Raw genomic sequence first — 12,979 nt, 5'->3', positions numbered from 1 at the left:
TGATTCTCCCGCAGGCAAGCCGGCGATTTAACCAGCTTTTACCGCGTCAGGCAAACCGCCGGCCCACGCGATGCAACGGCACACATGCCTCATGCACGCCATCAGGCAACGCCGTGCTTGCGGAACCACGCCTGCGCAAGCGCCCAGCCTTCCTTCGCATCGGCTTCGACGTAGCTTGCGCGGTAGTCTGCGAAGAACGCGTGGCCCGAATTCGGGAAGACTTTCAACTCGGAACCCTTCGACGCCGCGTTGCCCTTGGCCAGCGCCTCGCGCGCCTGTTCAACGCTCGCCACCGGAATGCCCGTGTCCTTACCGCCATACAGCCCGAGCAGAGGAGCATGCAGCTTGCCAGCGATATCGATCGGGTTGTAGGGGAAGTTCTCGCTCTTGTCGCCGACGATGCGCCCATACCAGGCCACCGCCGCCTTGACATTCGGATTGTGTGCGTCGTACAGCCATGCCACTCGCCCGCCCCAGCAGAAACCGGTAATGCCCAGACGCTTCTCGTCACCGCCGTTCGCCACCGCCCATTTGACCGTTGCGTCGATGTCGCTCAGCACCTGCTTGTCCGGCGTCTTCGCGACGATCTGCGACTGAATCTCGGCAATCGTACCCAGCGACTGCGGATCACCCGCGCGCGCGAACAGCTCCGGCGCAACAGCGAGATAGCCCAGCTTGGCAAAACGACGGCAGATGTCGGCAATGTGCTGATGCACCCCGAAAATCTCCGAGACCACGACGATCGTCGGCAGATGCGTCTTCCCGGCCGGCTTCGCGTAGTACACCGGCATTTTGATGCCCGGCACGTCGAGCATGTGCTCGCCGGCGTCCAGTCCCTGAGTATCGGTAGTGATCGTTTCGGCTGCCACCGGCAGCACGGCCAGCGCGAATGCCGAGCCGACGGCGGTCTTCAGAAAATCACGACGGTTACGCGGCGCCACTTCGGGCACGAGACTATCCAGATCCGCTTGCGACATGTCGCACTCCAGGAGAAAGCGTCAATGAAAGAATGGTCAGGAATTCTGCCAACGGGGAAAGCGTGATGAGCCGCCGGCCTGAAGCCGGACGTTCGGATATTACTAGAGAGGCCAGCGGCTTGCACTCGGACAGCGGCGCATCGGCGCTCGGAACTGTCTGAAAAGGCGTGAAGCCTCGTGCACTAGGAACGAAGACCGGGGAAATTCACCCTCGGTCGACCCGCGACGACGAGGCGTGACCGCCACCGAGAGCCGTCACACACCCCAAAGCCACAAGCGCCGCACAGGCAGAACACCTGTGCGGCCCTTGTGCCAAAAAAATATCGCCCAACGCTAGCAAGCCCGAGCGCGTTCGGCGATACGTGCGTCAGTGCAGCTTCACACGCGGCACCGTGGAACGACGCAGCCGGTTCGCCACCGTGTCGAGCATCATGCGCCAGACGCCGTGCAGCGCCGCCACGTGCATCCGATAGAGCGACGTGTACATCACGCGCGCGAACAGCCCTTCGATGAACATGCTGCCGCCGATCAGCCCGCCCATCAGATTGCCCACGGCGCTGAACTTGCCCAGCGAGACGAGCGAACCGAAATCGCGATACGTGAACGTCGGCAGGCTTTGCCCTTTCAGGCGCGCCTCGATGGCCTTCACCAGAAAGCTCGCCTGCTGGTGCGCCGCCTGTGCACGCGGCGGCACGAAGCCATGCTCCGGCCATTCGCAGCTTGCGCAGTCGCCGAACGCGAAGATGTCCGGATCGGTCTTGCTTTGCAGCGTGGGCAGCACTTCGATCTGATTCAAACGGTTGACGGCGAGCCCCAGCGTGCCCAATACCGACGGCGCAGTAATGCCGGCCGACCATACCGTGATGTCGGCAGGCAACACCTTGCCGCTCGTGGTCGTCACCTCGTTGGGACGCACCTCCGCCACCGAATCGCCGCACAGAATGTCGACGTCGAGCTTCGTGAGCAACCCGGCAACTGCGCCCGACACCCGCTCCGGCAACGCCTTCAGAATACGCGGACTCGACTCGATGATGGTGATGCGCACGTCCTTGCGCGGATCGAGCCTCAGACCGTACGAGCGCAATACTTCCGCCGTATTGCGCAACTCCGCCGACAACTCGACGCCAGTCGCCCCGGCCCCCACGATCACCAGATTCACCTTGGGACGTTGCGCCGCTGGCGGCGACAGCAGCGCACCGCCGGGCTGAACTCCGGGTGACGCCGAAGCCGCGACCGGTGTCTCGGCGGCGTTCTGTGCGCGAACGCAGGCGGCCATCAGGCGACGCCGGAACCGTTCGGCCTGCTCGACCGTATCGAGGGCAATGGTGTTTTCCTGCGCGCCGGCCACGCCGAAGAAATTGGTGGTGCTGCCGATGGCGAGCACCAGCGTGTCGTACGGCAGCGTACGCTCGGGCAACAGATCGCCCTCGCCTTCGTCAGCCGCAGCGGGCACCGCAGCCAGGCGGATCGTCTTGGCTTGCCGATCCAGCCCGATCATCTCGCCCGTCGCGAACTCGAAGTGGTGCCAGTTCGCTTGCGCGACATAGGAGAGCTGATGCGTCGCCGTATCCATGACACCCGCCGCCACCTCATGCAGCAGCGGTTTCCAGATGTGCGACAAAGAACGGTCGACCAACGTTACCTGAACGTCTTTGCCACGCCCGTACTTGTCGCCCAACCGGGTGACGAGTTCGAGACCGCCGGCGCCGCCGCCGACCACAACGATACGATGCACACTCACGATAACTCCCCGTGCTTGGAAAACCGTCTGACCGGTCGGCTATCAGCGCGACCAGCGATAGCGTTCACCATACCGCAGAGTGCGGACTTAGGGTATACCCGCCACCCTATTTCCGCTATTGCGTGAACAGAATCGCGGCACTTCCCAAAGCGTGCTGGGATCTGCATCCATCAACGCACTTTGGGCATTTCGCCTGCATTTTTAGTGCGCTTGTTCCCAATTCTCGCCGACACCGACTTCTGCGATGAGCGGCACCTTCAGCTTTGCCACCCCGCACATCAACTCCGGCAGACGCTTGCGAACCTCGGCCAACTCGTGATCCGGTACTTCGAGCACCAGTTCGTCGTGCACCTGCATGATCTGACGTGTCTGCAAACCACTATCGTCCAGCCAGCGCTGCACCGCAATCATGGAAAGCTTGATGAGGTCGGCTGCCGTGCCCTGCATCGGCGCATTGATGGCGGCACGCTCGGCGGCCTGGCGACGCGGGCCATTGCCGCCGTTGATGTCCGGCAGCCACAGACGACGGCCGAACACCGTCTCGACGTAACCACGTGCCTTGGCGCTCTTGCGCGTCTCGTCCATGTATCGCGCCACGCCCGGATAGCGCATGAAGTAGCGATCGATGTATTGCTTGGCGGCGTCGCGCTCGATCCCGAGGTTCGCGGCAAGCCCGAACGCGCTCATGCCGTAGATGAGACCGAAGTTGATGACCTTGGCGTAGCGGCGCTGCTCGGAAGAGACTTCCAGCGGCGTGACCGCGAAAATCTCCGCAGCCGTCGCACGGTGAATGTCCTCGCCGTTCGCGAACGCCCGCAGCAGGCTTTCGTCGCCCGAGATGTGGGCCATGATGCGCAACTCGATCTGCGAGTAGTCCGCAGACACGAGCTGGCTGCCCGGCGGCGCCACGAACGCTTCGCGAATACGACGGCCTTCGGCCGTGCGCACGGGAATGTTCTGCAAGTTCGGATCGTTCGACGCGAGACGCCCGGTGATGGCTACCGCCTGCGCGTAGTTCGTATGCACGCGCCCCGTCGACGGATTGACCATCTTCGGCAACTTGTCGGTGTACGTCGACTTCAGCTTGGCGAGGCCCCGATACTCCAGCAGTACCTTCGGCAGCGGATAGTCCTCGGCAAGCTTTTGCAGCACTTCCTCGTCGGTCGACGGCGCGCCGCTTGCCGTCTTCTTGACGACCGGCAGTTGCAGTTGCGTGAAGAAGATGTCGCCGATCTGCTTGGGAGAATTCAGATTGAACTGCTGTCCGGCCAACGCATAGGCATCGGTCTCGAGCGTGATCAGCTTGCGGCCGATCTCATCGCTTTGCGCAGCCAGACGCGCCGTATCGACCAGCACGCCGTTACGCTCCATGCGTTGAAGCACACGCGCCGTCGGCATTTCGATATCGCGATAGACGAATTCGAGCGTGGCTTCGCGCGCCACGTCCGGATACAGCGCACGATGCAGGCGCAACGTGATGTCGGCATCTTCCGCCGCATATTCGGTCGCGCGATCGACACTCACCTCATCGAAGCCGATCTGCTTCGCACCCTTGCCGCATACGTCTTCGTACTTGACGGTGGTGACGCCCAGATGCCGCGACGCCAGACTGTCCATGTCGTGACTGCGATGCGATTCGAGGACATACGACTGGAGCAGCGTGTCGTGGGCGATACCCCGCAACGTGATGCCGTAGTTCTCCAGCACGTGCGCGTCGTATTTCAGGTTCTGTCCGACCTTCTTGTGGTCGGGGCTTTCGAGCCAGTGCTTCAGGCGCGCGAGCACTTCGTCACGCGGCAACTGCTCGACCTCGCCCGGGGCACGATGGGCGACCGGAATGTAGGCTGCGCGTCCCGGTTCGCACGAGAACGACAAGCCCACGAGCTGCGCCTGCATCGCGTCGAGCGAGGTGGTCTCGGTGTCGAACGCCGTGAGTTCAGCCGCTTCGATGATCTTCATCCACGCATCGAACTGCTCCCACGTCAGCACCGCCTCGTACTGACGCTCGATGGTGTCGGCAGCCGGTGCGGGCGCCGGTTCGCCGGCTTGTGTCGCCACGGTGGCCTCGGCTTCGCGCAGCAACGTCTTGAAGCCGTGGCGCGAGAAGAAGTCGCGCAGGACTTCGGCGTCTTCCGGCTGCGTCTGGAGGCTGGCTTCGATGGATGTGACTTGCGGCGCGAGATCGCAATCGAGCGCTACCGTCACGAGTTTACGGCCCATCGGCAGCCAGTCGAGCGCGCGGCGCAGGTTCTCGCCGACAGCACCCTTCACGTCCGCGGCATTCGCGACGAGATGATCGAGATCGCCATATTGCGTGAGCCATTTGACGGCCGTCTTCGGGCCGCATTTCTCGACGCCGGGCACGTTGTCGACCGTATCGCCCACGAGCGTGAGGTAATCGACGATGCGCTCGGGCGGCACACCGAATTTCGCGGTGACGGCGGCGGCGTCCAGCGTTTCGTTCGTCATCGTGTTGACGAGCGTCACGCGGTCGTTCACGAGTTGTGCGAGATCCTTGTCGCCAGTCGAGACGACCACGCGCATGCCCAGCTCGGCGGCGCGTTTCGCGAGCGTGCCGATGACGTCGTCTGCTTCCACGCCATCGATCATCAGCAGCGGCCAGCCCATCGCACGCACGGCTTCGTGAATCGGTTCGATCTGCGCGCGAAGGTCTTCCGGCATCGACGGACGATTCGCTTTGTACTCGGGATACCAGTCGTCGCGAAACGTCTTGCCCTTTGCATCGAAAACGCAAGCGCTGTACTCTGCATGAACGTCTTTACGCATGCGGCGCAGCATATTGACGATGCCGTGCAGCGCGCCCGTAGGTTCGCCGCTAGGGCCGCGCAAATCCGGCAGGGCGTGATAGGCTCGATAAAGATAACTCGAACCATCGACCAATAAGAGCGTCTTACCTTCCAGACTTTGCTGTTCCGACATATGACCAAGAGAAGAAAAGAGATACCGAGTCTGCGCATGTTGGCAGACCATGAACGCGCCACCGCCAAGAAGGCGCGGGCGTCGTGGCAGATGTTCACGATTATGGCAGAGTTCATCGAGGCGACCGAGTACCTGTCCGAGATCCGGCCGGCCGTGAGCATCTATGGAAGCGCGCGCATCAAACCCAAATCGCCGTTCTACAAACTGACGATGACCATTGCGCGCAAGTTCTCGGACAACGGCTTCGCCGTCATCTCGGGCGGCGGCCCGGGCATCATGGAAGCAGCCAACAAGGGCGCACATGGCGGCGCGTCCCCGACCGTCGGCCTGAACATCGAGCTGCCGCACGAGCAGAAGGGCAATCAATGGCAGGACATTTCGCTGCGATTCCGTCACTTCTTCACGCGCAAAGTCACGTTCGTGAAGAACTCGGACGCCTTCGTCATCATGCCCGGCGGTTTCGGCACGCTCGACGAATTGTCTGAAGTCCTGACACTCATCCAGACGCAGAAATCACGTCACGTACCGGTGATTCTCGTGGGTTCGGAGTTCTGGAAGGGATTGCTCGACTGGGTGCGTTCGTCGATGCTGCCGATGGGCCTCATCAGCGAGAAGGACCTCGATCTCGTGCAGGTGATCGACGATCCGGACGAGATCCTCAAAGCAGTGTTCGCGTTCTACGACGGCCACATCGAGCCCGAGACGGAAACCAGCGAGAAGATGTTCTATCTGTAATCGCACGGATCGCGCCCCTGCGGGCATCCATCCGCCAATGCAAAACGGCGCTGCGAGGCAATCGCAAGCGCCGTTTTTTATGGGCAGACGGTAGCGGTAGCGGCCTGCCGGTCAGTGACTCGCCTGCGGCATCAGCAGCCGCTCTCGCGCGGCGTGGTCTCGACTTCCAGACCGAAGAACGGACGCAGGCGCGTGCCGAACACGTTGCCGAAGAATGCCGCCACGAGCCACAGCCAACCGTGCAGGCTGCCCGAGATGATGCCGCTGAAGTACGCTCCGATATTGCAGCCGTACGCCAGACGTGCGCCGTAGCCGAGCAGCAAACCGCCCACGACGGCAGCGATCAGCGAGCGTACAGGAATCTTCCACACGGGCGCGAACTTGCCGGCGAGCGAGGCCGCCACGAGCGCGCCGAGGATGATGCCAAGATCCATGACCGTCGTCACGTCTTGCGTGACCGGCGCGTTGAGTACGTTGGCCTGTTTGGCCCAGTACGGCCACGACGCGACGTCAACGCCGAGCGCCATGAACGCCTTGGCGCCCCACAGCGCGAACGCCGATGTCACGCCCCACGGGCGACCGGCCAACGCGAGCGTCGCATAGTTGAGCAGCACCAGTGCCAGCGCACCCCAGAGCAACGGCCACGGACCGCGCAGCAGTGCGGGCGTGCCCTTCGCGCTGCGCGTCATCGGCACACCGACCACGCGCCCGTGCCGACGCTTCTCGGCCCACAGCGTGAACCCGGCGATCGCCGCGAACAACGCGAGGTTGGCGATCAGTGCGGGCCACAGGCCCCACGCCTTCACCAGCGAAACCGGCTTGATGTGCGGCAGCGATTCCCACCACGGCAGATGCGCCGTCGCCACGACCGAGCCGACGATGAATGCCGCGAGCGTGACGATCATGCGCGTGTTGCCGCCGCCAGCGGTGTACAGCGTGCCGGAGGCACAGCCGCCGCCGAGCTGCATGCCGATACCGAAGATGAACGCCCCGAACGCGACGGACACACCGACCGGCGAGACCAGCCCGACGACCTTGTTGCCGAACAATGTGCCTTCGGCCAGCGCCGGGAAGAACAACGCGACGCCCACGGCCAGCATCACCATCTGCGCGCGCAACCCGGCGCCGCGACGATCTGCGATGAACACGCGCCACGCCGAGGTAAAGCCGAATGCCGCGTGATAAAGCGCCACACCAAGCAACGCGCCGACACCCGCCAGCGCAGCCTGCTTCGGTCCCACCGTCGCTTGCAGGTAGGCGATACCGATGACGATGAGCACCAGCGCCACGGTCAGGGGCCGGGCATTGTAGGACGATGGGGAAGGCGGCGCGGTTTTGAGGGCGGCCGGGGCGGCGGAAGACGACATGACTTTCAGACTCCAGAATGCAGATGGGTGGCACCTGGCCACCCATTGAGACAACGTGGCAGAGTGCCAGAGCGCAGCATCGATGAAAACGACTGTTTCGTGATTTTCTTATAACCAAAAGAAATAAGAAGACTACAACCCGCCACACCGGGCACCGACATTTCGGAATGAAGCGCTGTCACGAAACGTTCACAGCGGACCGACAACCGCCCCGCAGGCAAGGAACCACGCTGCATTCAACGCGATTCCACAATGCGAAGTGGAGCACGTTTGATAGAATGGGCACATTGGAACCCACTGCGACGCCACGGTTTGCGCCTGTGCGTCGCAGATGCGTTCCCGCCCTCGGAGAATAATGATGAAAACGCGCTTTTCCCGTGCCCTGCCCCTGCTGATCGGTACCGGCCTGCTGCTCGTCGGCCAGGCGTTTGCCCAGGACGGCAAGGAAACCGCCGCCCAGGCCGCCAAACGCGAAGCCGACGCCCGCGCCGCCGCGACCAGCACACAGTCGGTGGACGTCAATCAGGAACGCAAGCCGAGCTATTACGTCAATGACCAGGGCACCACCGTGACCGAGTACCGCGATCGCGGCAAGCCCACGGAGATCGATGTGCACTCCCGCTTCGGCACCAACTACCAGTTGACGACCCCGCCGGACAACGCGCCGCGCGCCCGTGACAACACGTCGCAAAACGATCGTCTGCCGTCCGTCGGATTGAAGTTCTGACGACTCTGGTAATCTGACTCATTCGCGCGCCCTCGAAGTCGTACTGGCGGTATCAGCGGTATTGCGGCGCGCCAGCTTCCTGTTTGTCTCAAACCAGCGGCCCGCTGCACGCGCACGGGCCGTTTGTCTGAGTCTTATCCACTCAACGCACGCATGGCCGTTTTTACTTCCGTCTCGCCCGAGCAGCTTCAGCGGTGGCTGCAACGCTACGATTTGGGGAAAGTTCTCGACTTCCGGGGCATCAGCTCGGGCATCGAGAACACCAATTATTTCCTGACGACCGAGCGCGGCGAGTTCGTGCTGACGCTGTTCGAAAAGCTCACCGCTACGCAATTGCCGTTCTATCTGCAATTGATGAGGCATCTCGCGCATCACAGCGTACCGGTGCCGGATCCGATTCCGGATCGCGCCGGCGAGATTCTGGGCGAACTCAACGGCAAGCCTGCCACCATCGTCACCAAACTGTCGGGGCGCTCGGAGCTGGCTCCCACGGCCGAACATTGCGCGCACGTCGGCGCCATGCTCGCGCGCATGCATCTGGCGGGCCGCGACTTCACGCTCGAACAGGCCAATCTGCGCAGCCTGCCGTGGTGGCGCGACGCCACGCCGGAGGTGCTGCCGTTCCTGAGCGACGCTGAGCGCGCCCTGCTGGAAAGCGAGATGGCGCATCAGGAAGCGTTTTTTGCGTCGAGCGATTACCGTGCGATGCAAGCCGGCCCATGCCATTGCGATCTGTTCCGCGACAACGTGCTGTTCGATACGGCGGCAGACGGTTCACCGCGGTTGGGCGGCTTCTTCGACTTCTACTTCGCCGGTTGCGACAAGTGGTTGTTCGATCTCGCAGTGACAGTCAACGACTGGTGCTGTGACCTGGCGACCGGCACGCTCGACGACGCCCGGGTGCACGCCATGCTGCGCGCTTACGAAACCGTGCGTCCGCTCACGGACATCGAGGCGTCTCACTGGCGCGACATGCTGCGTGCAGGCGCGCTGCGGTTCTGGGTGTCGCGCCTGTATGATTTCCATTTGCCGCGGGCGGCGGAAATGCTCAAGCCGCACGATCCGGGGCATTTCGAACGAATCCTGCGCAAACGCATCGAAGCCGTTTCCATTCCCTGGCTGTAACCCGACGCCCAATCGGAGTCTTTCAAACCCTATGCAATTGCTTGAAGTCCCGCCGAAGAGTGGTTATGTGTGGCTGCGCCAGGGCATCTGGCTATTCCGCAAGAACCCGCTCGCCATCATGAGCCTGCTGTTCGCTTACCTGTTCGGCACGTTAGTGATCTCCTTCGTGCCGGTCATCGGCGGACTCATCTCGCTGGTGCTCGTCCCGGGCCTGTCCGTGGGCTTCATGGCCGCGTGTCGCGACATCATCAAGAACAAGCAGGTGTTGCCGCAGGTCCTGCTCGACGGGTTTCGCGGCCACGGCAAGGAAATCGCGCGCCGACTGCTGATTCTCGGCGGTTACTACATGGCGGCGACGGTCATCGCGTACCTGATTTCGTCGCTCTTCAACGGCAGCGATCTGATCAACAAGTTGCTGTTCGACGGCAACATGAATCGCGACGACGTCATGAACAGTACTGCGGGCATGGTCGCCGCCATGGCGTTCGCCGTCGCCTACATTCCGGTCGCCATGCTGTTCTGGTTCGCCCCGGTGCTCGTGGCGTGGCACGACATTACGCCGGTCAAGGCCATCTTTTTCAGCTGGACGGCCTGCACGCGCAACTTCCGCGCGTTCGTGGTCTACGGCCTGTGCGTGATGCTGCTCGCGATGGTGTCGTCCATGATTCTCATGGTCATCATGGCCGTGCTGGGCGTTTTTCAATACGCGATGCTCGTGATCTGGCCGCTGTCCCTGCTGTTCGCCGCCATCGTGTACTGCTCGTTCTATGCGAGCTATCGCGGTTGCTTCGGGGTGCAGGAGATCGGCGCCATCGATCCGAATGTGGCGCCGCCCGAGGCGTAAGCCTTCGACTTCGAGCGCGCAGCAAAAACAAAGGGCACCCGAGGGTGCCCTATTTCATGCCCGGCGCTGGCCAGATGCCGGCGGCATGCCATTCTGGCCGCCAGCGAACCGGCGCCCTGCGGTCATCGTCACTCGATAGGCTGAAGCTTCGCGACGGCCAGCGCCAGCCACTTCTCGCCGTGACGACCGAACTTCACGTGCGCGCGGGCCTCGTCGCCCGCCCCTTCCAGTCCGATGATCTTGCCTTCACCGAACTTGGTGTGGAACACGCCCTGTCCGAGTTTGAAGCCAGTCTCCGACGCCCGCGAACGGTCCGCCAGCGCCTTCTCCGACTTCGTGGCGGCCCACTCGTCTTTCGGTGCGCTCGTTTGCGGTCGCGCAAACCAGTCACGCCCCCACGCCGGGTCAGCCTGCCCCAGCCGTGCGCCGGGCTGGGCACGCGGCGTCAGGAATTTCAGCACCTCCTCGGGAATTTCATCGAAGAACCGCGAGCGCACGTTGTAGCGCGTCTGGCCGTGCAGCATTCGGCTCTGCGTGAACGACAGATACAGCCGCTCCTTCGCTCGCGTAATGGCCACGTACATCAGGCGTCGCTCCTCTTCGAGGCCGTCGAGTTCCATCGCACTGTTTTCATGCGGGAACAGCCCTTCCTCCAGACCGGTGACGAACACTGCCGTGAATTCGAGACCCTTGGCCGCGTGCACCGTCATCAGTTGCACGGCGTCCTGCCCTGCCTCGGCCTGATTGTCGCCGGCTTCGAGCGACGCGTGCGACAGGAAGCCCGCCAGCGGCGTCATCTCGACCGGCGTATCGGCATCCACCACGCCATCGGGCGATGCCAGCACGTCCGGCGCGCCCGGCAACGCAGGGCGCATGGCGATCAGGCGCGCCGGGGCGTCCAGCCCGTAGCCCTCCTCCGCAATGAAGGCCGTAGCCGCATGCACCAGCTCCTGCAAGTTCTCGATGCGGTCCTGGCCTTCCTTCTCGGTTTGGTAATGCGTGATCAGGCCGCTCGCGTCGATGACGTGCGTCACCACTTCCGGCAGCGTCAGGCGCTCGGTGTCGTGACGCATCTGCTCGATCATCCGGACGAAGGCCAGCAGGTTGGTGCCCGCCTTGCCCGTCATGTAAGGCACCGCGGCGTACATCGAACAGTTGTACAGACGTGCGGCGTCGGCCAGTTGCTCCAGCGAGCGGGCGCCGATCCCCCGCGTGGGGAAATTGACGACCCGCACGAACGCGGTGTCGTCGTTCGGATTCTCGATCAGACGCAGATAAGCCAGCGCGTGCTTGACTTCCTGACGCTCGAAGAAGCGCAGACCGCCGTACACGCGATAGGCGATGCCCGCGCCGACGAGCGCATGCTCCATCACCCGCGACTGGGCGTTACTGCGATAGAGGATCGCCACGTCCTGACGCGACAGCCCTTGCGCGACCAGCGCCTTGATCTCCTCGACGAGCCAGCTTGCCTCCTGCAAATCGGTCGCCGCCTCGTACACCCGAATCGGCTCGCCGTGCCCGGCGTCCGTGCGCAGGTTCTTGCCCAGCCGTCGGGCATTGTTGGAAATCAACGCGTTGGCGGCGTCGAGGATATTGCCGTGCGAACGGTAGTTCTGCTCCAGCTTGATCAAATGACGAACGCGGAATTCACGCTCGAAGTCAGCCATATTGCCGACGTTAGCACCACGAAACGCGTAGATGCTCTGATCATCGTCACCGACGGCGAACACGGCGGCGTTCGTCCCGGCGAGCATCTTGAGCCATGCGTACTGGAGCTTGTTGGTGTCCTGAAACTCGTCGACGAGGATGTGTCGGAAGCGCGACTGGTAGTGCACGCGCAGCGGTTCGTTATGCTTGAGCAGTTCGAAGCAGCGCAGCAACAGTTCGGCGAAATCGACTACCCCCTCGCGCTGGCACTGCTCCTGATAGCTCGCATAAAGCTCGACGAACTTCTGGTTGAAGGCGTCGTTGGCCTCGACCTCGTGCGGCCGCAGGCCCTGCTCCTTGGCGTTATTGATGAAATACTGGAGATTCTTGGGCGGAAATTTCTCATCGTCGACATTCGCCGCCTTCATCATTCGCTTGATGGCGGACAACTGATCGGACTGATCCAGAATCTGAAAGCTCTGCGGCAGCCCGGCGTCGCGAAAATGCGCGCGCAGCATGCGGTTGCACAGCCCGTGGAAGGTGCCGATCCACATGGCGCGCGTGCTGATCGGCAGCATCGCGCTCAGTCGGGCCTGCATTTCCTTGGCCGCCTTGTTGGTAAAGGTCACCGCCAGAATGCCCGCCGGGCCGACGTGCGCTTGCTGGATCAGCCAGGCGATACGGGTCGTGAGCACGCGCGTCTTGCCGGAACCCGCGCCCGCGAGAATGAGGGCCGGCTCGTCGGGAAGCGTGACGGCGGCCAGTTGTTCGGGGTTCAGATTGGCGAGCAGATCGGGCATGTCGGGTACGAATTTCGAGTGAAGCCCGATTATAAATCCTGCGGCGACACGGAAATGGCACCGAATCTTTTATAAT

9 protein-coding genes are annotated in these 12,979 nt (G+C 62.8%); 4 read left to right on the top strand and 5 right to left on the bottom strand.

The features are described from left to right. Positions 1-101 precede the first annotated feature (101 nt). From PCA20602_RS23335 to polA, 3 genes are all read right to left on the bottom strand, one after another. On the bottom strand, positions 102-977 hold the full coding sequence (locus tag PCA20602_RS23335; RefSeq protein WP_150723226.1) for a dienelactone hydrolase family protein: 876 nt from the start codon (positions 975-977) through the stop codon (positions 102-104). Positions 978-1,344: 367 nt separating this feature from the next. Beyond that, positions 1,345-2,712, bottom strand: coding sequence for an NAD(P)/FAD-dependent oxidoreductase (locus tag PCA20602_RS23330; protein WP_150723250.1), 1,368 nt, complete (start codon positions 2,710-2,712; stop codon positions 1,345-1,347). 207 nt (positions 2,713-2,919) lie between these two features. Further along, positions 2,920-5,658: a DNA polymerase I gene (gene polA, locus PCA20602_RS23325; protein ID WP_150723225.1), complete on the bottom strand. Its 2,739-nt coding sequence runs from the start codon at positions 5,656-5,658 to the stop codon at positions 2,920-2,922. Here polA and PCA20602_RS23320 point away from each other — a divergent pair, their 5' ends adjacent. After that, entirely contained in the window at positions 5,659-6,393 is a 735-nt protein-coding gene (locus PCA20602_RS23320) for an LOG family protein (RefSeq protein ID WP_046292526.1), read from the top strand. A gap of 131 nt (positions 6,394-6,524) precedes the next feature. Here the strand turns inward: PCA20602_RS23320 and PCA20602_RS23315 are convergent, their stop codons facing one another. Further along, a complete protein-coding gene (locus tag PCA20602_RS23315; protein WP_150723224.1) occupies positions 6,525-7,760 on the bottom strand; it encodes a YeeE/YedE family protein in 1,236 nt (411 codons plus the stop codon). 358 nt (positions 7,761-8,118) lie between these two features. Between PCA20602_RS23315 and PCA20602_RS23310 the strand changes: the two genes are divergently transcribed. From PCA20602_RS23310 to PCA20602_RS23300, 3 genes are all read left to right on the top strand, one after another. Then, positions 8,119-8,487, top strand: a complete 369-nt coding sequence (locus PCA20602_RS23310) for a hypothetical protein (RefSeq protein WP_150723223.1) — start codon at positions 8,119-8,121, stop codon at positions 8,485-8,487. A 153-nt stretch (positions 8,488-8,640) separates the two neighbouring features. Next, positions 8,641-9,612, top strand: a complete 972-nt coding sequence (locus PCA20602_RS23305) for a homoserine kinase (RefSeq protein ID WP_150723222.1) — start codon at positions 8,641-8,643, stop codon at positions 9,610-9,612. A gap of 31 nt (positions 9,613-9,643) precedes the next feature. Next, positions 9,644-10,456: a BPSS1780 family membrane protein gene (locus PCA20602_RS23300; protein ID WP_150723221.1), complete on the top strand. Its 813-nt coding sequence runs from the start codon at positions 9,644-9,646 to the stop codon at positions 10,454-10,456. 128 nt (positions 10,457-10,584) lie between these two features. Here the strand turns inward: PCA20602_RS23300 and PCA20602_RS23295 are convergent, their stop codons facing one another. Then, on the bottom strand, positions 10,585-12,903 hold the full coding sequence (locus PCA20602_RS23295) for a UvrD-helicase domain-containing protein (RefSeq protein ID WP_150723220.1): 2,319 nt from the start codon (positions 12,901-12,903) through the stop codon (positions 10,585-10,587). Between the last annotated feature and the right edge of the window lie 76 nt (positions 12,904-12,979).

It is taken from the genome of Pandoraea capi (assembly GCF_902459735.1).
Classification (GTDB): Bacteria; Pseudomonadota; Gammaproteobacteria; order Burkholderiales; family Burkholderiaceae; genus Pandoraea; species Pandoraea capi.
Note: the sequence above shows the minus strand (reverse complement) of the source record. Positions and strands in the feature narration are given on the sequence as shown.